Source organism: Paenibacillus lacisediminis (assembly GCF_046567315.2).
In genome coordinates this window covers 399,422-423,269 of sequence record NZ_JBKIAX020000005.1, presented here as the reverse complement: position 1 = coordinate 423,269, position 23,848 = coordinate 399,422, and the positions used below count along the sequence as shown (strand labels likewise).

Sequence of the window (23,848 nt, the reverse complement as noted above, 5' to 3'; positions counted from 1 at the left end):
CCTCACGCTATACCCATCGGCATGACGAATGTGAAGGAGGATCAACGATGAACTGGCGCAGATGGGCCGCAATCGGACTTACGGGAGCCGCCGCCATTGCGGCGATTTCCCTGTTTCCGAGAACGGACAACGATGCAAGACCGAGGAATCAAATAACCAAGCTCTCCGTACCGAAGCCGGCGGAAGAACAGCAGCTGAAGCAAAACTTGCTGCGGCGCGATGTCACCGCAACGGAACGCCTTTACCGCCTGGACGCCAAAGGGCATCTTCGCGCCCTTGCTTCCGCTTTTGCTCAAGCCCCATCCGGCAAACTGCCCAATACGGCTCAGGAGCTGCAGAAAGATCACAAGCAGTTTCAGGCGATTTTTTGGTATGATGCGGAAAACCGCCAAGAAAAGCAGTTTCGCCGTGCGGATTTCCAGCCGGATTCTGCGGTGAAAGAACAGCTTGATACGTATGTAAGTTACGCCCGCAAGGCGCTGAACAAATCAAGGTCCTACGAATCCCCTGTTTTTCCGGAAAAGCAACCCAAATACTTCGTGTCGGCGGAGCCGGCCAAAACCGGAAAAAGAGGCGTTATCGCGATTATGGACACCCGCATTTTGAACCGGGTTGAAGAACACCAGCACAAAAATTTACGGCTGATTCCCTATCCGAAGGAAGGCAAATTCAAAATTGAATCCGTGCACGCCGACACGCTTCATGATATCACCGTCAAAACCGGCCATGACAATGAAAAAGCGAGCCATTACTACGAGAACGAAATCGTAGTTACCTTCGACAAGGCGCCGACGCCGCAGGAACTGCGGCAGATCGAAAAGGACATCAGCGGTCCAAAGGCGCGGAAGCTGAACCACACGTATATTTTCCGCTCCAAAAACATGGACATGAAGCAGTTAAAACGTTATTTCCAGAAAAAGTGGAAGCCCAAATACATCGAGCCCCACTATTTGTATCTTACCAATGAGTTCGGCGACGGAATTTGGGACGATGGCGGCTTATTTAACGACAACGCAAATATCGGGCTGAAGGAGGAAACGCCAGAAATTCCGAATGATCTGCTGTTCTCGGAATATCAATGGAACTTGCCGATCATTGAGACAAACCGGGGATGGCAGCTGTCCAAAGGCAGCAACGACGTGATTGTGGGCATCGTGGACACTGGCGTGGACCTCAAGCATCCCGACCTGCAAGGGCGGCTGCTGAAAGGCTACAACGTGATTAATCCCGACGCGGAGCCGAAGGACGACGTCGGCCATGGCACCCACGTAGCCGGCATCATTTCGGCCAACGTCAACAACGGCGAAGGCATCGCCGGGATGATGTGGGGCGGCAAAATCCTGCCGGTCAAAGCGCTCGACAAATCCGGCTCCGGAACAACCTACTCCGTGGCGCAGGGGATCATTTGGGCGACGGACCACGGGGCCAAAGTCATCAATATGAGCCTTGGCAACTACGCGGATGCCCAGTTTCTGCATGAGGCGATCAAATACGCTTATAACCATGACGTCGTGCTGATCGCCGCCACGGGCAACGACAATACGGAACGCCCGGGCTACCCGGCGGCTTATCCGGAAGTATTGTCCGTTTCCGCCACAGATTATAACCTGAAGAAGGCTTCTTTCTCCAATTACGGAGACTACATCGATGTCATGGCCCCCGGCGAAAGCATTGCCAGCACCTATCCGGACAACCAGTACGCCGCTTTATCCGGCACCTCGATGGCCAGCCCGCATGTGGCTGCCCTGGCGGCGCTGATCCGCTCGATCAATCCCGACCTGAAAAATACGGAGGTCATGGACATTATCCGCAAAAACGTAATTGATCTCGGCGCTTCCGGCCGGGACAAATATTACGGATACGGCCAGGTCGACGTGTATGCCGCGCTGCAGGCCGCCGGCGGCGGAACCCCGCCGCTGCAATTCTGGCCGCAATCGATCCAGCGCAAAATGGACCGCGTGATCGATCAGAATAAGTAAGTCAAAACCAAAAGCCTCCGCAGCGCGCAAATGCATTCACGCGCCGCGGAGGCTTCGTCCATAGATATAAGTTTATCATGCCTTGCAGTGTTGAAAGTTTGCCGTAAGCCGGGTTCTGTACTCTTTGCGGTTATAACGGGAACTACCCTCCCGCCTCGAGCGACAATCATCTATCTAGGCCGCACATTACTGTACGGCTCCAGCAACCAACCCGGACGCGCCTCGGGCAAAGGCTGCTTCCTAAGAAGCTGCGTCCCATTAGGTCTTGCTCCAGATGGGGTTTACCAGGAACGAAGTCGCCAGCGTTCCTCGGGGTCTCTTACACCTCGGTTCCATCCTTGCCTGTGCACGCCTTGCGGCGGCCATCGGCGGTCCATTTCTGTGGCACTATCCTTCAGCTCGCGCTGACTGGACGTTATCCAGCACCCTGCCCTGTGGAGCCCGGACTTTCCTCCCGCGGCCTTAAAGCCGCCGGCGATTGTCTGTCAAACTTTCATAGGCAACATTACATAGTATACAGACATTGACGGCCGCTGACAAGTGTGAATCAGCGGAAAAACTGGCTTTTCATGGTTTTACATAAACACAAACGGTTCCGTATGGATGGCGGAGACATGCACCCTGGTGTCATATTTGCTATCCTGAAGCTTCTCCGCCAGCCACTCCGCCACTTTCCGCTTCATGATTTTTTCGGCGTTATGTCCCGGATCAACGATGGCTACTCCAGCCATCCAGGCGTCCTGGGCCGTATGGTAATCGACATCCCCGGTGACAAGCACATCGGCGCCGCGGAACTGCGCCTGCTTCCAATAGCGGCCCCCCGATCCGCCCAGCACGGCGGCTTTGCGGACCGGCCGCTTCAGGTCACCGACGACGCGCACCATCGGCACGTCCAGCCGCTCTTTAACCCGCTGTACGAAGTCCTCCAGCGTTACCGGTTCCCGCAGCTTGCCGACGCGGCCAAGCCCCAGCGTCCGGCCTTTGAGCTCCATCGGATACAGGTCATAGGCGACCTCTTCGTAAGGATGCTGCTTCAGCATCGCCTGAATCACTTTGCTGCGCAGGCTTTGCGGGACAATCGTTTCGATGCGGATTTCCTCCACCTTCTCCAGTTTGCCCTGCGTCCCGATATAGGGATCGGTGTCTTCTCCGGGCTTGAACGTGCCGTATCCTTCGATATTGAAGCTGCAGTGACTGTAGTTGCCGATGGCGCCCGCCCCGGCTTCCAGCATCGCGTTCAGCACCTTCTCATGATGGTCCTTTGGTACGAACACAACCAGTTTATACAAATTGTCGGTATGAAGGTCTTCCAGCGGAGCGGCGCTTTCGATGCCAAGCGCCTCAGCCATCCAATCGTTCATTCCGCCGTCGGTCACATCCAGGTTCGTATGGGCGATGTACACCGCGATATCGTTTTTGATCAGCTTCTCGTACACTTTGCCCATCGGCGTATCGCTCTGCAGATTGGCAAGCGGACGGTAAATGATCGCATGGTGGGCGATGATCAAATCGGCGTTCAGGGCGATCGCTTCGTCCGCCACCGCTTCGTTGACGTCCAAGGCGACCAGCACGTTTTGGATTTCCTTTTGCAGGCTGCCGAGCTGCAGCCCGATTTTGTCGCCTTCCATCGCTACATGTTTCGGAGCAAGCTGCTCCATATATTGAATTACCGTTTGACCTTTTGCAAACAAGTTAGCACCTCCTTCAATTGTTCCTTAAGCCGCCCCAGTTCCTCTTCCTTTTCCCGGGACGTTACCAAGGCGGATGCGGACACCGAACGCCGGATCTTTTCCAGTTTGCGGATTTCGGATTCCCATTTCTTAAAAAAAACATCGTCCGGCTCGCGCGTAAGCCGCGGTCCCATCAAAAAAAGCAAATCCTTCGATAGCGTGATCCCGCGGCCTTCATGATCGGTTAATTCGCGTTCCGCGTATAGCTGCGCATTCCGCGCCGCGGCATCGGAACCCGCCTCCGCCATCATCACTTCGTATATTTTGCCGTCTTCCTCCAGAATGGCTTCTTCCGCCAGAAACCAATCATTTTCGGCGAGCCAGCGGCGCACGAACTCCTCGCCCACATTCGGCTGCAGCACCAGCCGCTTAACCCCGGCCAGTTTGAGCTTGCCGCCGTCCAAGATCGAAACGATCAAGGCTCCGCCCATGCCCGCGATCGTAATCGCATCCACTTCGCCGGGAGCGATGACGGCCAGCCCGTCTCCTTTGCGGACGGAAATCCGCTTCGTCTCCCCGGCCTCGGCGACCTGGCGTTTGGCCGCCTCCAGCGGCCCGTCGTTGACCTCGCCGGCCACGGCGAATGCGGCCTGGCCGCTCTGCACCGCCGAAACCGGCAGCAAGGCGTGATCCGACCCGATATCGGCAAAACGGCAGCCTTTTGGCAGCAAGTCGGATATTAACTGCAATCTTGCGGATAATTTCATGAAGCAATCCACACCACCCAGCAGCGCAGCCCTGCGATTTGCAAACCCCAGGGAAAAGCGCTAAAATAAAAAACAATAAAGAAAAAGAAGGAAATTATGCAAATGAAAGGGACCCAAGGCAATGCCTCTTTTAACAAAAATGACCTTGCTGCTTTGGCTGCAGAAGGTCAGAGCTAACACGCCTACCCGTGACGCTTATTCGAGAAAATCCTTCAACCGCTTGCTGCGGCTCGGATGGCGCAGCTTGCGGAGCGCCTTTGCTTCGATTTGCCGAATTCTCTCCCGCGTTACGCCGAACACTTTGCCTACTTCCTCCAGCGTTCTCGTCCGTCCGTCGTCCAGTCCGAACCGAAGCCGAAGCACGTTCTCCTCCCGTTCCGTGAGTGTATCCAGAACGTCCTCCAATTGTTCCTTCAGGAGCTCGTAAGCGGCGGCGTCCGCCGGAGCCAAAGCTTCATGGTCTTCGATAAAATCTCCCAGATGGGAATCGTCCTCTTCCCCGATCGGCGTTTCCAGCGATACCGGTTCCTGGGCGATTTTCATGATTTCACGGACTTTCTCGACGCTTAGTTCCATCTCGGCGGCGATTTCTTCCGGCGTGGGTTCGCGTCCAAGCTCCTGCAGCAGCTGGCGGGAGACGCGGATCAGCTTGTTGATCGTCTCCACCATATGAACCGGAATCCGGATCGTTCTCGCCTGGTCGGCTATCGCCCGCGTAATCGCCTGGCGAATCCACCACGTTGCGTACGTGCTGAATTTAAAGCCTTTCTTGTGGTCAAATTTCTCGACCGCTTTAATGAGACCCATATTGCCTTCCTGAATGAGATCGAGGAACAGCATGCCGCGCCCCACATAACGCTTGGCGATGCTCACCACGAGACGAAGATTCGCTTCAGCCAGGCGGCGTTTGGCTTCTTCATCCCCGTTTTCGATCCGTTTGGCCAATTCCATCTCATCATCTGCAGAAAGCAAGGGAACCCGGCCGATCTCCTTCAAGTACATACGGACAGGGTCGTTGATTTTGATGCCCGGCGGCAGGCTCAAATCGTCGTCAAAGTTAAAATCGTCATCATGCGAGGTCTCCTCATCCCCACGCCGATGCTCTTCATCGCCGTCACCCGTGACGTCGATGCCCAAATCCGCCAATTGTTCATAAAATTCATCCATTTGTTCCGGATCCTGGTCGAAGGGCGAGAGCTTCTCCATAATTTCTTTATAAGATAATGAAGATCTTTTCTTGCCTTGCTCAATCAGCTGATCCTTTACTTGGTCCAGCGTCAATTCAGTTTCTAGTTCAGCATGCTGGTCATTCGTCATATCTGGCTCCCTCCTCCCTAGAAACGTCACCGAAAGTCCATCGTCTTACTGTCTCTCTAGGGCAATAATCTCACTTGCAATTTGCGCCGCACGCATAAAATCCCCGGCTCGTTCCGCGGACACCATTTCTTCCTTCTTCTGCTTGATTTGCGCGAGGATCGGTACTTTGCGGATCTCCCGAATACAATCGTCCAGCTCTTGTGTCGTCCATTCCTCCGGCGTATCCGTCATCGCAATCGAGATAACCGTCTGCTCAAGCCGTTCATCCTGAAGCGAGGAGATAAACCGGCTGGCATCCGGGGTTTTTCCCTGCGCATAATAGGCGTATAGATAAGCGGCAATCGCCACATGATCTTCGATGTTAAAATTGGTGCCAAGACGATCGCCCACATAACGGGTCACCTCTTCGTCCTGCAGCATAAAAGAAAGCAATCTCCGTTCCGCCACTTGATAAGCGGGCAGCAGAGCCGGCATCGAAGCCTGCCCTTTTTTATGCCTACCATTATTCCACCGTTCGGGCTTATTATCCCCGGCGTTTGCCTTTTTTTGCATGGCTGTTCTAAGTTCGTTGCATTCCTGCTTCAAACTGTCGAAGGACACCTGCAAATCGGCGGATAATTCCTTCAAATATATCTCGCGTTCGCTTGGCGAAGCCAACACCGCGATAATGGGCATCGCTTCCTTGATGTAAGCGACCTTTCCGTCTTCTTCTAGCAGTATATGGTTTTTTTTCAGATATATAAGCCTAAATTTGACGGATGAGACGGCGCCGTCCAGTACTTGATGTTTGAATCGTTCCGCCCCGTATTTACGGATAAACTCGTCGGGATCCAGCCCTTCGCTGAGCAGCGCGATTTTGACCTGAAAACCGGCGTTCTCCAGGATCGGAATACTTTTGAGCGCGGCGGCTTGTCCGGCCTGATCTCCGTCATAGCACACCAGCACTTCGTCCGCCAGACTCCTCATCATGGACGCATGGCTTTCCGTCAACGCGGTTCCCATCGTGGCCACCCCGTTATGAACCCCTGCCTCCCAAGCGCTGATCACGTCGCCATAACCTTCAAACAGCACAATTTGCCGCGTTTTCCGGATTTCGTTCTTCGCTTGATGCAAATTGTATAACGTTCGGCTTTTACTGAACAGCTTGCTCTCCGGGGAGTTCAAATATTTCGGCTGTCCTTCGCCAAGCACCCTGCCGGCAAATGCTATGACTTTACCGTTCCGGTTGTGCAAAGGAAAAATGACCCGATCGCGAAACCGGTCGACAAACCCGCTCCCATCCTGCTTCGAGGACAACAGCCCGCCCTTCTCCATCGCACCGAGATCGAAAGAACGCTTGTCCAAAAACTGGACCAATGTATCCCATCTGGCCGGGGCGTAACCGATTTGGAACGTGTCGATCGCTTTATCCGTAAAACCGCGCGATTTCAAATACTCCATGGCCGGTTTACCGTGTTCCGTATTTTTCAGCAAATAGTGATAGAACTTGGAGGTCCATTCATGGGCTTGCAACAGCTGCTCCAATTCCCGGTTTTGCGGCGAATCCCCAAAACTTCTTCCTTTGTCTTCATAAGGAATATGCGCCTCTTCCGCCATGATCCGGACAGCTTCGGGAAAAGTTAATCCTTCGATTTCCATCCTGAACTTGATGGCGTTTCCGCCCTTGCCGCAGCCGTAACAGTGGAAGATTTGACGTTCGGGGGTTACCGTAAAAGACGGGGTTTTCTCCGAATGGAACGGACAAAGCCCCTTCATATACTTGCCCTGTTTTGTCAGATGAACGTGCTTGCTGACCGTGTCGACGATATCATGCTGCCGCAAGACGGCCTCGATGACTTCTTCCGGAATGCCGCGTCCGGTACTCATTCAAATCACCTTCATCTTTCGCAAAGAGAATCATTCAACACGTCAAAATTTCGGACATTTTGAAGCTTCTCTATGACACGTAAATAGTAATTCGCTAAAACTATACATTCTCCTGCAAATGTTCCAAAAGTTTTGACAGCACTTCGGTAAAATGTTTGCGATCTTCATTCGTGAAAGGCTTCGGCCCTTTATGGCGCTGCCCTCCGCGCCTTGCCTTCGCGTGAACATGCCGCCGCTCCAGCAAACGGTCGATGTTCCCCGGATGAAAGATTTCGCCGCGGGGCGACAAGCTGGAGCAGGATTTGGCCAAAACCAGCGCGGCAAGGCCATAATCCTGGGTAACAACGATATCGCCTTTGGCGACATGATTCGCGATATACAAATCGGCGCTCTGACTGCTCCGGTCTACCTGGATGACCGAAACTCCATCCGCCGGCTGCAGTGTATGGTCGTAGGAAGAAACCATCACTACCTGGACGCCGTAGCGGCCGGCCGTTTCGGCGATCTCCGCCTTCACCGGGCAGGAGTCCCCATCCACGACAATGCGCATAATCATCGCCTCGCCTTCCGGAAATATGCCATTAGCGTGAGAAACGGAATTTTAATTTCTAACGGACCGGAGTGCTCTTATTTGCCTAAAAAGGGCCGAAAACATGCGTTTCAACGCCAAATAAGCTCACTGAGGTCCGCTAGATTCTGAAAACTCTCGATTTCGCCTAAATAGCGGCGCTGGTGTCCGTTAGAAACAAGACGCCGGGTTCCCTACCAAACCAATTTGCCGAAATCGGCGAACGCCTTGAGATCTCCGTCGATAGCGGCGAGCAGTGCCAAACGGTTCGTGCGGATCGCTTCGTCTTCGGCCATAACCATGACGGCATCAAAGAAAACGGTAATAGCGTCTTTCAAACTACTGATTACGTCAAGCGCCTCGGCGGCCTTCCGCTGGGCAAGCGCCTCGCGGTATTTGTCCGTGATCGCGCGCCACGCCTCATGCAGCGCCTGTTCCGCCGGTTCCGCCAGCAGATCGGAACGGACTTTTTCGCCGGTCGCCTTGGCGGCCAGATTGCTCACCCGTCCGAACGATTCGACCGTCAGCTTAAAGTCCGCTTGGGTGGTTACGGCATCCATCAGCGCATTCCCCCGGGCAACGACGGACACGACATCATCATATCCTGCGGCGATAACGGCATCCACGACATCGTAACGCAGGTTATCGGACAATGTCTTTCTGACGCGAAGCCCAAAGAACTCCAGCAGATCTTTCAGGATTTCCTCTTCGCCGCGTTTCAGCCCCTGGAACTGCTGATGAGTTTCCAACGCGATTTTGAAAATATCCGTCAGCAAAATCGGCAGCTTGTGCTCCAAAACGATCTGCACGATGCCGGCCGCCTGACGGCGCAATGCATACGGATCCTGGGAACCCGTCGGGATGATCCCGATTGAAAAGCAGCCCGTAATCGTGTCGATCTTGTCGGCGATGCTGACGATCGAACCAACGGTGGACGCAGGTACCGCATCGTCGGCGAAACGCGGCTGATAGTGCTCGAAAATCCCTCTCGCTACCGCTTCCGGTTCCCCGGCTTTGCCGGCGTAATCCTCACCCATCACACCTTGCAGTTCGGGAAACTCGTAAACCATTTGCGTAACGAGGTCGAATTTGCAGATTTCCGCGGTGCGCGCGGCCGCTTCGACCGTGCCGCTGTCGGCGCCGAGCAGGGCGGACAGCTTCTCCGTATTGCGGCGAATGCGGCGGACCTTGTCGCCGATCGTGCCGAGTTCGTCATGGAACACGATGCTTTCCAGCTTGGACAACGCGTCCTTGATCGCCAGCTTTTGGTCTTCCTCGTAAAAGAACTTGGCGTCGGACAACCGGGCGCGCAGCACCTTTTCGTTCCCCCGGGCGATGACGTCCAGGGAAGCGTTGTTCCCGTTGCGGACGGTAACGAAATAAGGCAGCAGGCGCCCCTGACCGTCCAATACCGGGAAATAACGCTGATGCTCGCGCATCGACGTGATGAGCACTTCCTGCGGAATGTTCAGGAACGATTCCTCGAACGTGCCGAACAGCACGGTCGGCGTCTCGACCAGGAACAACACTTCTTCCAGCAGGTCGTCCTTCACCGCGATATGCCAGCCTTTTTCTTTGGCTAAGGCGTCGATTTGGCTTTGGATCATGTTTTGCCGTTCATTCACATCCGCGATCACGAACTGGGCGCGCAGCGTTTCCACATACGCCGCCGGCTCTTTGATGATGGCTTCGGCACCGAGAAAACGATGGCCGCGCGTAACGTTGCCCGATTTGACGCCGGCGATTTCCAGATCGATCACGTCCTTGCCGAACAAAGCCACCATCCAGCGGATTGGGCGTACAAATTTAAAGTCGTAGCTGCCCCAGCGCATGTTTTTCGGAAAATTCATCGCCTGCAAAATGCCCAGCAAACCTTCGGCCAAAATCCCCGCTGTCTCCACGCCTGTGCGGCTTTTGCTGACATAGACGTATTCCGTGCCGGCAACCTCGCGGAACATGAACTGCTCCGGATCGGCCCCTTGGCTGCGGGCGAACCCGAGCGCCGCTTTGCTCCATTCGCCGCTTTCATTCAGGGCGATTTTGCGCGACGGGCCTTTGACTTCCTCGTGTACATCCTCCTGCTTTTCGGCCACATCTCTTACCAGTACGGTCAAGCGGCGCGGCGTGGCGTAAGCTTCAATAGCGCCGTGGGCAATGACCGACTCCTCCAGCCATTTTTCCGTCCGTTCCTTCAACTGCTCCATCGCTCCGCGGATAAAGCGGGCCGGCATTTCTTCCAAACCGATTTCAAACAGCAGATCCTTAGGCACGTATAGCTCCCCCTTTCTGAAGCATCGGGAAGCCAAGCTTCTCGCGCTCCTCCAAATACGTTGCGGCGACTTGCCGCGATAAGTTCCGCACCCGCGTAATATAACCGGTCCGTTCCGTTACGCTGATCGCACCTCTGGCGTCGAGCAGGTTGAACGTATGCGAGCATTTCAGCACGTAATCGTACGCCGGGAACACCAGATGCTGCTCCATCGCTTTGCCGGCTTCTTGCTCGTACATATTGAACAACGTAAACAGCATTTTGACGTCGGAAATTTCAAATGTATATTTGGAATGCTCATATTCCGCTTGATGGAAAACGTCGCCGTAAGTCGTACCGTCCACCCACTCCAGCTCGAACACGTTTTCCTTGTCCTGAATGTAGGAGGCAAGCCGCTCCATCCCGTAGGTGATTTCCACCGCGACCGGATTCGCTTCAATTCCGCCGACCTGCTGGAAGTAGGTGAACTGGGTGATTTCCATCCCGTCCAGCCACACTTCCCAACCAAGGCCCCACGCGCCGAGACCCGGATGCTCCCAGTTGTCCTCAACAAAACGGATGTCATGCTCCAGCGGATTAATACCGAGCCGTTTCAAGCTTTCGAGGTAAATTTCCTGGATGTTGTCCGGAGACGGCTTAAGGATGACCTGAAACTGGTGATGCTGATACAGCCGGTTCGGGTTTTCCCCGTAACGTCCGTCGGCCGGACGCCGGGAGGGCTCCACATAAGCTACGTTCCACGGCTCTGGACCGATCGCCCGCAGGAAGGTCATCGGGTTGAGCGTGCCGGCCCCCTTCTCCACGTCGTACGGCTGAACGACGATGCAGTTTTGTTCCGCCCAAAACTGCTGCAGCGTTAAAATCATTTGCTGAAAATTCATCTACCACATCTCCTTTGCACTATAGAGGATACCCAAAACGAAACGAAGCAGACTCGGCCGGCGCCGAAAGGCTCGCCGCCCTGGGCTTTGGAACTTGGAGAAGCGCCGCCCGTAAAACAAGGCTCAGCCGCTCCCGCATCAGCCGATCGTAACGAAGCAAGCCAAAAAGCCCCCGCCTCCTACGCCTGCTGACAGACGTAGGGACGAGAGCTGAAAGTTCCCGCGGTTCCACCCTACTTGATTTGCAACCATGTTCCGCTCATACGCGCAACTTGCGCTAAAGCACAAACCCGGTGTGCAAATCCGCTTTTCACGATCATTCATGCTCCCGGGGCGCCGTTTTCGTGAGATGATCCAGCCAGGCTCCCACCATCCCCAGCTCGCTTCAAGGTAGGCAAAAAATCAACTTTTGATCACGAAGTTATTCATGAGGCTTACTCGGCATCGAATCTTGAATTCAGCAGGGCCTTCCGTTGCTCACGTACCCAAAACGTACGCTCCGCTACTCAGTCCCAGCTTCATCCAACCTTCTCGGTGCTGAAAAGCTGATTTTTTGCCAAAACCAAATCGGATTCCCATCTCACTACTTTTCCCGTTCAACGCATGGCTCCAAAAAGGAGAAATTCTTATTTATAATATATGATTTTATGCCGATCGTCAAATCTCGTATTTGTCCAGCTGATCGAGGAAATTCCGCGATTTCAGCTTAAGGCCAAGCTGCATGTCCATGAAGGCCCGCATTACCGTTTTTAGCTCCTGCTTCGTTTCATCCTTGACGCTGGCGTTACCGAGCCGGCGCAGATCCATTTTTTCGAACAGCGACAATAGCTTGTAAGTTCCGGGCGATACTTTCATTGCCGCCGGATCTTGGTGCCGGCAGCCGCTGCATAGCTTCCCGCCCAAGCGGGGGCTGACATACAGCGACTCATCAATTCTCCCGCAGGCAATGCAGCTGGCAAAGGACGGGCCGTAGCCCGCGGCCTGCAGCATTTTCATTTCGAACAAATGGACGACGATTTGCGGATCCTTCCCGGATGAAAGCGCATCGAGGCAAGCTTTTAATTGCGTGAACCAAAAGCTCCCGACCTCCTCGTCCTGCAAGGTCCGGTCCAGCAGCTCGCAGACATAAGAGGCATAGGCCGCCAAAAAAAGGTCCTCACGCAAAGAAAAGTGAGATTCGATGATCTCACCTGAATTGAGCGTTCCAAGCCCCCCGTTTTGACGAAAGAACACATATTCTCCGTACGTAAAAGGCTGGGTCAGCGCCGCATGCCGGCTTTTCACCTTTTTGGCTCCACGGGCCAGAACCCCGACTTTACCGTAGCTTTCTGTGCATAAAGTAATGATTTTATTGCCTTCACCATAATCCATGCTGCGGATGACGATTCCTTCCACCCTGTAAAGCATGATATTTCCCCCAAACCGTCCTGGCTGCTTCTCCCCGATTTTTCCCTTCGGTCACTCGGCCTCTTCTTCCAAGACCAGCTCTTCGGCCGCAGCCTCCTCGTCGGAACTGCCGCAGGCTTCTTTATACAGCAAGTAAGCATCGACATCTCCAGTCATCGCAAAATACTTCCACGAAAAATCTCGCATTCGTATTCATCCTTTCTTCGGAAATGACGCCTGCATCTTCAAAGAATAGGATGTGCCGAAGGACCGGAACTATGCGTTGCAATAACTCCCAGTATAGAATACGCCGGACTTAAGCACGGGCTTAAGCGTCCTGGTGGAAGCCGAGATCCCGCAGGATCCGCTCCTGGTTGCGCCAGTCTTTTTTGACTTTCACCCACAGCTCCAGAAAAATTTTCGAACCCAGCAAATTTTCGATATCCTTACGGGCAAGCTTGCCGACTTCCTTTAGCAAGGCCCCCTGTTTGCCGATGATTATCCCCTTTTGCGAATCGCGCTCAACGAAAATGACGGCGGAGATATAGACGACTCCGTTCTCCTGCACGCGCATATCTTCGATCGTCACCGCGATCGAGTGCGGAACTTCCTCACGCGTGAGGTGCAAAATTTTCTCGCGGATCAGTTCGGCGCACACAAACTGCTCCGGATGGTCGGTCACCTGATCCTCCGGGTAATATTGCGGCCCCTCAGGCAAATATTTGCCGATTTGCTCAATCAGCGTGTTTACGTTGTTGCCAAGTTTCGCCGAAATCGGCACGATTTCCGCGAACTCGTACAGCTTGCGGTATTCCTCCATGATCGGCAGCAGCTGCTCCGGCTCGACGCGGTCGATTTTGTTCAGCACTAGAATGACCGGCGTGCCGACGCCCTTCAGCCGTTCGATGATAAACCGGTCGCCGCCGCCCAAACCTTCCGCGACGTCGACGAGAAACAGCACCGCTTCCACCTCTCCCAGCGTGTTCAGCGCCGTCGTGTTCATGTAGTCGCCAAGCTTCGACTGGCGTTTATGGATGCCGGGGGTATCCAAAAAGACGATCTGCATCGATTCCGAGGTATACACCCCATGAATTTTGTTCCGCGTCGTCTGCGGTTTATCGGACATAATGGCAATTTTTTGGCCGATAATATGGTTCATCAGCGTCGATTTGCCGACGTTTGGCCGTCCGACGATCGCCACGAAGCCGGATTTGAATTTCGCTTTTGACATAAGTCGTTTGTTCCTTTCGTGAAGTGACTTGGCGGATTATTTGCCGGACTCCTCCAGATGGGAAGGAGCAAAGGCGTACGGAAGCAGTTCGCGAACTGTCGTATGACGGACGCCGCCCCCCAGGTTGCCGAGAATGACTGGCATATCCGGGCCGCACAGCTCGAGCATCACCTGGCGGCAAACGCCGCAGGGAGCAACGGGATCGTCCGTGTCCGCGACAACGGCGATCGCCTGAAAGCTGCCGGGACGGTGTCCATCGGCAACAGCGCGAAACAGGGCCGTACGCTCGGCGCAGTTCGTCGGGGTGTAGGCGGCGTTTTCGACGTTGCAGCCGCGGTGCACTTGTCCGCGCTCATCCAACAAGGCTGCGCCTACGCCAAAACCCGAATAAGGAATATAAGCCGCTTTACGGGCCTCTATAGCTTCTTGAAGCAGTTTGTTATAATCCATAAACATATCATCTCCTTAAATGACCAAGATAACAAGGCTCAAAACTAAAAACGGCGCTTGACAAAGCAATCAGGCGCACATCTTCGTCTAACCTGTTCATCCTTCCGGTTCGATGGTACTTGGACCGAAGGGCTCAAGGCAAGTGGGATGCCGCTGAATATCAAAGCAGAAGTCCGCTGATAAGTCGGCGGCGCTATATGGTATTGCACCGAGAAAACCCATAAAAACCAAGCTGCCCGAGAAACTCCAGCTAAAAACATAAGGGCAAAATGAGGTGTTATTTCAGCGATATCCGTCCATTTGAAAGAAATAGAGGACATTTAAGTCGCTATTTACTCAAATCTCAAGGAAATACCCGCGTTTTGGATCATTCATAGGTAAATAAGGGCAAAAAATACCGCTAATGGGGATCAACATGCTAGGACTCCGGATAATAAGAACACAAAGTTCCGCTATTTTGAAGGCGGAGGGTTCGTTGTTCCAGTTGCCGGCTGTCATGTACCGATTTCTAGGTTTCAGCCGAATAAAGCATGAAGCCAAGCCATAACCGGCCGGTAGAAAATCAAGACTCCAATCACGGCGGCAAAAAACGCCGCAGCCAGCACTGCCCCGGCAGCGGCATCCTTAGCCAGTTTGGCGAGAGGATGCCGCTCCGGGGTGATAAGATCAACCGCCGCTTCAATCGCTGTGTTCACCAGCTCGAGAGATATCACCAAAGCGATCGTCAGCAGCAGGACAGCAATATCGCGGGGCGGGAGTGCAAAATAAAAGGAAGCCGCAATCACGAGGGCGGCGGCAAAACAATGAAAACGCAAGTTTCGCTGCGTCTTCAGCGAAGCCGCAATCCCTTCCAGCGCGTACCGGAACGAAGCGGTCCACCTGGCTGTGGGCTTCATCAGCGCGTCAGCCCCACCTTGGCCAACGCCGCTTCCTGTTTGCCCATCATTTCCGCTTCGCTCGCTGCGTTCTGATGATCGTAGCCGAGCAGGTGCAAAAACCCGTGAATGAACAAAAAGCCGATTTCGCGTTCGATAGAATGCCCGTATTCTTCGCTTTGCGCCTTGGCCTTTTCGACGGAAATGATGATATCGCCGAGCACATCGGCCAAATCGTCCAGCTCTTCGTCTTCTTCAAGCTCATAAACGATTTCAAGCTCCTCGTCCAGCGACTCGTTCATCGCAAACGACAGGACGTCGGTCGGGCGGTCGATCCCGCGGTAATCCCGGTTCAGCTCGTGAATGGCGGCATCGTCCACGAACGTCAAAGCGACTTCCCCTTCGGTAATGCCCTCGGCTTCCCCGGCGATCTGCAGCGCCCGATCAAGCAAATCGATCAGGTCCTCGCTGATCTCCATTTTATCTTGCTCATTGCTCCAAGCCAGTTGTAGGCCCATTTACGCCCTGCCCCCTGTCCTTCTCTTCATTCTGTTTGTTTTCCTGGCTTTTCTTGATCTCCTCCGGATATTCGATCCGGGAGTGGAAGATCCCCATGACGGTTTCCTTCAGCGTCTGGGCGATGATATCCAGTTCACGCATCGTCAAATCGCATTCGTTAAACTGGTGATCGTCAAGCCGGCTTTTGATGATTTTTTCGATCATCGATTCGACCTGCTCCACCGTTGGCTTGCGCAGCGAGCGCACGGCCGCCTCCACGCTGTCGGCGATGCCGACGACGGCCGCCTCCTTGGACTGGGCTTTGGGCCCCGGATAGCGGAAATCCTCTTCTGTGAAGTCGGGCTCTACCCCCTGCTCTTCAGCTAAGCGCAACGCCTTGTGATAAAAATAATGCAAAAAGGTCGTTCCGTGATGCTGCTCCGCGATATCGCGAATCGGCTTCGGGATTTTATATTCCTTCTGCATTTCCGCGCCGTCCCGGGCATGGGCGATAATGATCGATTTGCTCAGCTTCGGATCGATGAAATCATGCGGATTTTCCATATTGTTCTGGTTCTCGATAAAATAACTCGGCCGTTTCGTCTTGCCGATATCATGGTAATACGAACCGACCCGGCAGAGCAGCCCGTTGGCTCCAATCGCCTCCGCAGCCGCTTCCGACAGGTTGCCGACCATAACGCTGTGGTGATACGTTCCCGGCGTTTCCGTCAACAGCTTGCGCAGCAACGGATGGTTCGGGTTGGACAGCTCCACCAGCTTCAGCGCGGACAAAATGCCGAAAGTCACCTCGAAAAACGGCATCAGGCCGATCACAAGGATCGTTGTCAACAGGCCCCCCGCCACGGCAAAACCTAAATCGTACAGTGTGCTGGTTTGCGTCCAGTCATTGTTGCCGAGCAAGGTCAGCGAAAAGACGGCAAATGAACCAAACAGGCAAATCATGATTCCTGCCTTAAGCAGCGTCGACCGCTGGCTGGCCCGATGAATGGCGAATATCGAAGCAAAGGAGATGACAAGGGCGAAAAAGCCAAACTTAAAATCAAAAATCTCCCCTTGATGCACATTCAAAATGATGCTTGCCAACACGCCGAACAGGATGGAGCAAATATAAGCCAGCGGCACTTCGAGCAGCAGCGTGATCAGCATCGCCCCCGTCGCGATCGGCGCCAAATAGCCGATGTACGGATGCTGCTCGTCTTGCAGAAGGTTGATGACATGCATCGAAACGATCGCAATCAAAATAATCATCAGCAGCATAACAAATTGGGCGTTATTGTATTTAAACCGGCCGGTTCCTTCCGAATGGCGGATATACATAATAAGTCCCGTCGCCATCAGCAGAGACAGCAAAATCAAGCCAAACTGCGGGGAATAGTCGACCTCGTTCTTCAACAACCCGTTTTTCTCCAACAGGGTGTACATTTCCTCGGTGATTTTTTCGCCCTTTTTAACGAGGACATCCCCTTGCTTGATATAGACGGTGGGCGTATTTTCGCGTGCTTCGACCTTGGCCGCCTTCGTCGCTTCCTCGTCGTAAAACTTGTTGGCCGTAATCGACAAACGCGCCAGTTCCTGCACAACTTCCCGGGAAGTCCGCTTGCTCAGGGAACTCGTGCTGACCATTTCCGCCACCTTGGTCCGGGCCGTCTGGGCGTCCACGATCGGATCCGCGGTCAAACGGGCCACGATGTCGGCCGCCACCCGTTTCATTTCGTTGATATCTTCGGCGGTCAATCGCGGAATTTTGATGAACGTTTCCTCGGAAATATGGTACTGCTGTTCATCGATCCGCTGGGTGACTTCCTCAAACAAGGTCGGCGAATATGCGCTGTTGTTCCGGTTGTTCATAATAAAAGTTTGAACGTAGTCCTTAACGCGCTGCGGCAGCTCTTCGCGGTAAATTTTGATTTTGTCGTCCTCGGACACCTGGTCGTCCTGATTAAGCCGGAAAATCCGGTCCAGCAGCTGGCCAACCAGCGCTTCATTGCGAAGCGGAAGGATCGTATATACTTGTCCGACCTTCTCGGCCGCGTCTTCCTGGGCTTTCAGCGTCGCTTTGGTGTCCGGAATGTCCATCGGCGCCATAATCTCTTTGTCGCTGGGCATCCCCACGGCGATATCGTAGGTTTCGGGCAGCAGTTTGGGCGCCATGCCGGCATACAGCATAACAACAAGCACCGCATATAACAAATAACGCACCGTTGTGCTATGTTTCCATCCCGCAAAGGTGGATTGAAACGCGCTTTTATTTTGCTGATCGTTATTCGTCATAAAGACAGCCCTCCTGCTTACCCTTGATTTTCAGCAGCACGGTCATATGCAACAATAATTTTCTGTACCAGCGAATGGCGGACAACGTCCGATTCGGCAAAGTATACGAAGCCGATCTCCTCAATGCCGCTTAAAATCGCTTTGGCTTCCACCAGCCCGGACTTTTTGCCTTTGGGCAAGTCGATCTGCGTAACGTCTCCGGTAATGACCATCTTGGAGCCGAAGCCGAGCCGGGTCAGGAACATCTTCATTTGTTCCGGTGTTGTATTTTGAGCCTCGTCCAAAATAATAAACGAATCGTCCAATGTCCGGCCGCGCATATACGCCAGCGGCGCAATCTCGATCAGGCCGCGCTCCAGCGCTTTGGCCGTTTGCTCCGGCCCCATCACATCATAGAGCGCATCGTAGAGCGGGCGCAGGTAAGGATCGACCTTCTCCTGCAGGTCGCCCGGCAAAAAGCCCAGGCTCTCTCCGGCTTCGACCGCAGGCCGGGTTAAAATGATCCGTTTGACCGTTCCTTCCTTCAGCGCCGCGATCGCCAGCACGACGGCAAGATACGTTTTTCCCGTACCGGCCGGACCGACCCCAAACACGACATCCCGTTTCTTGATCGTCGTGACGTAATGCTTCTGTCCGATCGTTTTGACGCGGATCGGCTTACCCCGGTAAGTGACCGCAATTTCCCCTTTATATAGATCAAGCAGTTGATCCGCCCGGAAATCCTTGGCGAGTTCGATCGCATAAAGCACGTCCCTTTCGGTCAACACGTACCCGTTGCGAATCAGTTCAAGCAACACCTCAAACAACTGCTCCACTTTCTCCGCCTCATGCTGTTCGCCGCGGATCGTAATTTCCGATTCGCGCAAAACGATGCCTGCGCGCAAATGCTCTTCGATTAATTTCAGGAACGCGTCTTGGGGTCCAAATAAAGCAAGTCCTTCCCCCGCGCTCTGAAGCGGTAACTTGATGCTCACCAGTTGTTCAGACAAATAGCCTCATTCTCCTTGATCTTGTACTATCGGAAGTTCTTCCGCAATGTTTTGCTCTACTTCAAAATGCACTTTCATATAAACTTTACCATTGTCTGTGTTCTCATGCAAAATTTTTTGATTCATAATGACACTGTCCACCCCATATTTGGCCAAAATATCCCGTTTTGCCCGCTCGATCCCCTCCTGCTTGGCCTGTTCCGCGGTCCGTTTCCATTCCATGTCCGTCGTTTCCAGCACCTTTTCGGTCATCCAGCCGATCGGCAGCTTGAAGCTCCTCCAACTGAGCGGATCAAGCTCGGTTATCGTCTCCGATTGCTGGAACGAAATTTTGCCGTAACCGGTGAGTTGGATCGCCGTATTTCCGAAATACAAGTAACCGCGCTGCTTTCTTTCCCCGGTGTACACCTTCTGTTTATGCAAAAACGGAACCTCGATCTTGTATTCATGCCACACGATGCCGCGCACCACACCTTTGGAGACGACAGCCTTTCCTCCTTGAAAACCGGATACGAGCACCTGTCCTTTTTTGACCCGGTCGTTTTTGCTCACTTCCGGCTGGCCTTTTTCCGCGTAAATATGGGAAACGACCGCATCGCTTTTGCTGACGAGATGGCGCGGGCTGAGCAGCGCTTCTTCCTTCGGCTTGGTCGCCTCCACCACCTGAATCATGATCCGCGTGCCGGTTCGGGAGACGCCGACCCAGGATGTCCCCGGAAGTTTGCGCGTCAACTCCGCCGACAGCTTGTCCTGTTTGGGCAGGCGAAAAATCCACTGAAACGGATAGAGCCCTTCCTGTTTGGCGGCGGCAAGCACGTCTTCGGTGGCGATTTTTTCGTTGCCTTGAACCTCAATATCCCATACCAGCGAGGATAAACAGAAGATCGCCGCGATAAAAAAGGCAAAGCCGGCGATAAACATTTTTCTTTTCCACATCCGCGTCAAAATAAAAGGCAGCCCTGACCGTCCTTTGACCGTGATCCGGCAGCCTGTCCTTTTTAAAAAGGGACGCAAGCGAAAAAAATCGGATAGCCCCACTTTCATTTCCATTTGTCCTTCAGGCAAGGGCATTACGTCCCAGACTTCGATGCCTTCCCTGGCCAGCTCGTTGACGAGCTGTTCGGTCTTTCCCCTGCGAACCAGGATGGTGACCACGCCACGCAGTTTGGTGATGGCCGGTGATTTCACATTTCACTCCTCCATTCCTCGATATTTAATGCCGAATATTCGGCCCTCAATAACCACTTCCTCGGGCATGATCGCTTTGATGACCAGTTCCTTACCCTCTACCTCCAAAGTGCCTTGGCTTAGCGCCAAATGCAGCTCCTCGGGAGAAAAGTGGATGACGCCCCGATGATTCTCTATGTACAACTGCTGACCTCCGATCAAGGTGAGCCTGGGCAAATCGTATACAAGGTCGCTGGGCAAGTCGAGCGCATCGACCGTCCATTTGCGGATTTTGCGGACAAACCGGCTCATATGAGGCAATCCTCCTTCCCCTACTGTACAAATTATGCTGGGGTCCGCGGATTTATGAAAATGGAAAAAATCCCGCCCTCGATAAGAGAACGGGATCATAAAGCGCGTTTGAACTACCTCTTTATGAAAATGAAAAAACACCCTCTACATCAATAGTAACGTAGAAGGTGTTCGTCTGTGAGTTATTGCAAAAGCTGTTGAACCGCCTGGTTTACAAGCTTGCCTTCTGCCCGGCCTTTGACCTTTGGCATAAGCGCGCTCATCACTTTCCCGATATCGGCTTTCGAAGAAGCACCGGTTTCCTGGATGGTCTGCTGTACAATGACTTTAATTTCTTCTTCGGTTAGCTGTTCGGGAAGATACTCAGCAAGGATCTCCGCTTCCGCTTTCACTTGTGCGGCAAGATCGTCACGACCCGCTTTTTCAAATTCTTGGAGGGCATCTTTGCGCTGTTTGATTTCACGACTAAGGATATCAAGCACTTCATTATCGTTCAAAGTTCTTTTCAAATCTATTTCAAGATTTTTCATCGTAGCACGAACCATTCGTATGGTGGAGAGCTTGAACTTGTCTTGATTCTTCATCGCTTGCTTCATATCTTCGTTCAATCGCTCGCTAAGATTCATAGCAGTTAAATCCTCCTAAAACTTTCTCTTACGAGCAGCCTCGGACTTTTTCTTGCGCTTTACGCTTGGCTTTTCATAATGCTTACGTTTCTTCACCTCAGCCAATACTCCATCTTTCGCGATGGAACGTTTAAAGCGACGAAGTGCAGCATCAATTGTCTCGTTTTTGCGAACTTTAGTTTCAGACACCAGTTTTCCCTCCCTCCGACCAGACCGTCCAAGAGCATAACACGGTTCATCAAACTTCATTATAGGGGAAAGTGAAATAGAGTGTCAACCTTCTAAATGGCCCTTATAGCGCATGCGAGTCAGAAGATTGTACCAAAGCCCCCAGCTTCGCCCCGCCGAGCAGATGGTAATGAATATGCTGCACCGCCTGTCCGCTGTCCGGGCCGCAATTATTGATCAAACGGTACCCGCTTTCAGCGACGCCAAGCTGTCTGGCGACATCCTGGGCGATCCGGTGCATTTCGCCGATCAAAACAAAATCCTCCGGAGCGACCTCGTCCATCGAACCGATATGCTTCTTCGGAATGATCAGCACGTGCACAGGCGCGGCTGGCTGAATATCGCGGAATACGAGAAACCGGTCATCCTCGTAAACTTTACTGGACGGAATCGATCCTTCTACGATTTTACAGAACAAACAGTTGTCCATCTTGATCCTCCTAATTCGGTTGTCTTTTCCGATAAATCCATCATACCGAAAAAAGGCAAAAAAAAGAAGCACCCTGCTGCTCTTGTAGAGAAGCTGGTCGCACGGACGTATTGGACGGAAAAATAAGTATTTCTCCTCACCAATACGTCCGGCGGGGTGCTTGCAAAGTGATGTCGGCTTAACTGTAGTATAACAGCAGAGTGATACTGTATCTGTGATTAATATCACCTAAAAAATGAATTTCCCTTTACTTACACAAACTGTCTTGTATCGTTATTTTTTCCTATTCGTCTACACCGTCTTGAAAGCCTGATAGTCAGGAACCTCACCAATCCGGTAATGAAACGTGCGCTCCATGTCAACAGCGGCGCAAAGCACCAATCCACCAGCAAATAGCACAACGGAATCATATCCGCATCAATCGAAAGGGTTGGCAGTAAACGAATAAACCGTAACCTTTTTGGTAAAAATTTCGGGTCAAGACCAAAATCAATGCTTGACAAAATAAAAGATGACGGAGATAGAGGGTGTTGTCTCTCCAAATCACTTTGCACGATTATCCCTCTGGTTCAGGAAGCCAAGTCACCCGATCAAACGGGATAATCGTGCAAAGCCCCGGATAACGAGCCTCGCTTCAGGCCACGGTCTGTTCCCGGCTTGACTGTCAAGCACTGATGATTAGGTTGAACCAAAATTCCGGCTGAAATTTTACATAAAAACAGCTCGTTTTCGCCTCTGTTTGAAGAGTGTAAACTACCCTTCATTTCTACCATAAATGGAGTCGATTGGTGGTATGCTGATGAGTAACCAAAGCCCCTCCGGATTACGGAGAGGCTTCCTGTGGATGAGTCTTAATCATCTCTATTTATTACTATTTTAGCTCGGGCTCTATCTTGAGCCCCTACTAGCTTCAGTCTGAACTAAATTTTTAGAATTAGTTGAATAATAATTTTGGTTCCTCATTTGCAGGCCCTACGATCGTGTTTCCGCCGAAACTGAGATGCTGACCATACTTCTCTACGATAAAGTCGTTAAACGATCCGTCTGTATCCACTGTGGCAATGACTGTGGGAGCCCCTTTTTTGGTGAACGTCATTTGATCCTTGTCCCATGCATTTGTCCCTCTTGCTCCCTTATATCCTTTCAAATCAAAATTTATCATCATTTTCGCGTCTTTCATTGCGTTCTTCATTAATGTATCCAACGTCAGATTCTTGATCTTTGTATCTTTTGCTTTTTCTTTCTTCTGGAAGTCTTCGTAATTATCTATGCCTTTACCATTACTTTGATGTACGCCTGCTTGGAGCAGTTCCAGCGTTTGATCCTCAATTGCAAAGCTCACATTCATCGTTTTTGATTTATACTTATATTGATACACATTTGGTTTGCCATCAAGGACAAACACACAATCTAACTTTTCCCCTTTCTTGACCTTACCATTGGTAAGCTTGCTTAATACCTGAGCAGCCGTCTTCTGCACGCTTGCTGGGGCATCGTCAGGTGCATAATTTACGCCATGTACCTCGCCATTCTCGTCCATATAAACTTGTTTATTTTGTTTGGCATTCGATGAGATTGTACCCACACGGTAGATTGACTCTGAGATACTCACATACTTTGGTGTTTCCCCTGGGAACAAAGCTTCCCACGTTTCCTTCAGTTTGGTTTGATATTTCCCGCCGTTTAAATCTTCAAAATTGATGTTAATACCGATATTTTCTAGCTTTCCATTCTTTTTATAAGTAATAGTATCATATTTGAAATTCTCTCTTTTAAAACTCACAAAATCCTTCATGGCAGTTCCTTGAATTAACGTATACGTATTCCCTGTTAGCTCTTTAAGTTTATCCTGAGCCTGTTGCATAAGCTTCTGATCAAGCTTAACACCCTGTGAAGCATTGATATTTACCGTGTTAGGTGCTGCCTGAACAGGTGTTTGGCATCCCAGCAAACTTCCTGATAATAAGGCTACCCCGATTATAGGAAAAATTTTCTTTTTGTTCATGTTTATAAACTCCTTTACTTTGCTATCTCATGGTTTTACTGA

General features: G+C 52.3%; 22 protein-coding genes and 1 other RNA gene. 1 reads left to right on the top strand and 22 read right to left on the bottom strand.

Going from position 1 to position 23,848, the window contains the following annotated elements; genetic code table 11:
* The first annotated feature begins 47 nt into the window (after positions 1 to 47).
* Complete coding sequence (locus ACLD72_RS12995) at positions 48 to 1,979, top strand: S8 family peptidase (RefSeq protein ID WP_411002078.1); 1,932 nt, start codon at positions 48 to 50, stop codon at positions 1,977 to 1,979.
* 89 nt (positions 1,980 to 2,068) lie between these two features.
* Here ACLD72_RS12995 and rnpB read toward each other — a convergent pair.
* The 22 genes from rnpB to ACLD72_RS12885 all read right to left on the bottom strand — a co-directional run bounded on the left by rnpB (position 2,069) and on the right by ACLD72_RS12885 (position 23,806).
* An RNA gene (rnpB, locus tag ACLD72_RS12990) (RNase P RNA component class A) lies at positions 2,069 to 2,473 on the bottom strand.
* A gap of 81 nt (positions 2,474 to 2,554) precedes the next feature.
* Entirely contained in the window at positions 2,555 to 3,670 is a 1,116-nt protein-coding gene (locus ACLD72_RS12985) for a Nif3-like dinuclear metal center hexameric protein (protein WP_411002079.1), read from the bottom strand.
* Positions 3,646 to 4,416, bottom strand: coding sequence for a tRNA (adenine(22)-N(1))-methyltransferase (locus ACLD72_RS12980; protein WP_411002080.1), 771 nt, complete (start codon positions 4,414 to 4,416; stop codon positions 3,646 to 3,648). Before ACLD72_RS12980 ends, ACLD72_RS12985 begins: the two co-directional genes overlap by 25 nt.
* A 195-nt stretch (positions 4,417 to 4,611) precedes the next feature.
* Positions 4,612 to 5,733, bottom strand: coding sequence for an RNA polymerase sigma factor RpoD (gene rpoD, locus ACLD72_RS12975; RefSeq protein WP_411002081.1), 1,122 nt, complete (start codon positions 5,731 to 5,733; stop codon positions 4,612 to 4,614).
* Positions 5,734 to 5,778: 45 nt separating this feature from the next.
* The gene (dnaG, locus tag ACLD72_RS12970) at positions 5,779 to 7,599 is read right to left on the bottom strand and encodes a DNA primase (RefSeq protein ID WP_411002082.1); all 1,821 of its coding nucleotides are present in this window, start codon (positions 7,597 to 7,599) and stop codon (positions 5,779 to 5,781) included.
* 100 nt (positions 7,600 to 7,699) lie between these two features.
* Positions 7,700 to 8,155 carry a YaiI/YqxD family protein gene (locus tag ACLD72_RS12965; RefSeq protein ID WP_411002083.1) on the bottom strand — a complete coding sequence of 152 codons (456 nt, stop codon included), beginning with the start codon at positions 8,153 to 8,155 and terminating at the stop codon, positions 7,700 to 7,702.
* Between the two features lie 206 nt (positions 8,156 to 8,361).
* Positions 8,362 to 10,437, bottom strand: a complete 2,076-nt coding sequence (glyS, locus tag ACLD72_RS12960; protein WP_411002084.1) for a glycine--tRNA ligase subunit beta — start codon at positions 10,435 to 10,437, stop codon at positions 8,362 to 8,364.
* Positions 10,430 to 11,317 (bottom strand): glycine--tRNA ligase subunit alpha, encoded by an 888-nt coding sequence (gene glyQ, locus ACLD72_RS12955; protein WP_251587072.1) that lies wholly within the window; start codon positions 11,315 to 11,317, stop codon positions 10,430 to 10,432. The genes glyS and glyQ overlap by 8 nt, the downstream gene beginning before the upstream one ends.
* A 657-nt stretch (positions 11,318 to 11,974) precedes the next feature.
* Positions 11,975 to 12,724, bottom strand: coding sequence for a DNA repair protein RecO (gene recO / locus ACLD72_RS12950; RefSeq protein WP_411002085.1), 750 nt, complete (start codon positions 12,722 to 12,724; stop codon positions 11,975 to 11,977).
* A gap of 51 nt (positions 12,725 to 12,775) precedes the next feature.
* Positions 12,776 to 12,910 (bottom strand): YqzL family protein, encoded by a 135-nt coding sequence (locus ACLD72_RS12945; RefSeq protein ID WP_128634493.1) that lies wholly within the window; start codon positions 12,908 to 12,910, stop codon positions 12,776 to 12,778.
* Between the two features lie 121 nt (positions 12,911 to 13,031).
* The gene (era, locus tag ACLD72_RS12940; protein ID WP_411002086.1) at positions 13,032 to 13,934 is read right to left on the bottom strand and encodes a GTPase Era; all 903 of its coding nucleotides are present in this window, start codon (positions 13,932 to 13,934) and stop codon (positions 13,032 to 13,034) included.
* A gap of 36 nt (positions 13,935 to 13,970) precedes the next feature.
* Complete coding sequence (gene cdd, locus ACLD72_RS12935; protein ID WP_411002087.1) at positions 13,971 to 14,384, bottom strand: cytidine deaminase; 414 nt, start codon at positions 14,382 to 14,384, stop codon at positions 13,971 to 13,973.
* A gap of 515 nt (positions 14,385 to 14,899) precedes the next feature.
* Positions 14,900 to 15,280 carry a diacylglycerol kinase family protein gene (locus ACLD72_RS12930; RefSeq protein WP_411002088.1) on the bottom strand — a complete coding sequence of 127 codons (381 nt, stop codon included), beginning with the start codon at positions 15,278 to 15,280 and terminating at the stop codon, positions 14,900 to 14,902.
* Positions 15,280 to 15,777 (bottom strand): rRNA maturation RNase YbeY, encoded by a 498-nt coding sequence (gene ybeY / locus ACLD72_RS12925; protein WP_411002089.1) that lies wholly within the window; start codon positions 15,775 to 15,777, stop codon positions 15,280 to 15,282. Before ybeY ends, ACLD72_RS12930 begins: the two co-directional genes overlap by 1 nt.
* Positions 15,749 to 18,049, bottom strand: coding sequence for an HD family phosphohydrolase (locus ACLD72_RS12920; protein ID WP_411002090.1), 2,301 nt, complete (start codon positions 18,047 to 18,049; stop codon positions 15,749 to 15,751). The genes ybeY and ACLD72_RS12920 overlap by 29 nt, the downstream gene beginning before the upstream one ends.
* Before the next feature lie 17 nt (positions 18,050 to 18,066).
* On the bottom strand, positions 18,067 to 19,038 hold the full coding sequence (locus tag ACLD72_RS12915; RefSeq protein ID WP_411002091.1) for a PhoH family protein: 972 nt from the start codon (positions 19,036 to 19,038) through the stop codon (positions 18,067 to 18,069).
* A 6-nt stretch (positions 19,039 to 19,044) separates the two neighbouring features.
* Positions 19,045 to 20,226 (bottom strand): sporulation protein YqfD, encoded by a 1,182-nt coding sequence (gene yqfD, locus ACLD72_RS12910; protein WP_411002092.1) that lies wholly within the window; start codon positions 20,224 to 20,226, stop codon positions 19,045 to 19,047.
* A 3-nt stretch (positions 20,227 to 20,229) separates the two neighbouring features.
* On the bottom strand, positions 20,230 to 20,517 hold the full coding sequence (yqfC, locus tag ACLD72_RS12905; protein WP_128634500.1) for a sporulation protein YqfC: 288 nt from the start codon (positions 20,515 to 20,517) through the stop codon (positions 20,230 to 20,232).
* Between the two features lie 182 nt (positions 20,518 to 20,699).
* Positions 20,700 to 21,143 (bottom strand): GatB/YqeY domain-containing protein, encoded by a 444-nt coding sequence (locus ACLD72_RS12900; protein WP_036621306.1) that lies wholly within the window; start codon positions 21,141 to 21,143, stop codon positions 20,700 to 20,702.
* Between the two features lie 15 nt (positions 21,144 to 21,158).
* Positions 21,159 to 21,332, bottom strand: coding sequence for a 30S ribosomal protein S21 (gene rpsU / locus ACLD72_RS12895; protein WP_005547957.1), 174 nt, complete (start codon positions 21,330 to 21,332; stop codon positions 21,159 to 21,161).
* Between the two features lie 103 nt (positions 21,333 to 21,435).
* A complete protein-coding gene (locus ACLD72_RS12890; RefSeq protein WP_128634502.1) occupies positions 21,436 to 21,801 on the bottom strand; it encodes a histidine triad nucleotide-binding protein in 366 nt (121 codons plus the stop codon).
* Positions 21,802 to 22,735: 934 nt separating this feature from the next.
* Positions 22,736 to 23,806 carry a hypothetical protein gene (locus tag ACLD72_RS12885; protein ID WP_411002093.1) on the bottom strand — a complete coding sequence of 357 codons (1,071 nt, stop codon included), beginning with the start codon at positions 23,804 to 23,806 and terminating at the stop codon, positions 22,736 to 22,738.
* Between the last annotated feature and the right edge of the window lie 42 nt (positions 23,807 to 23,848).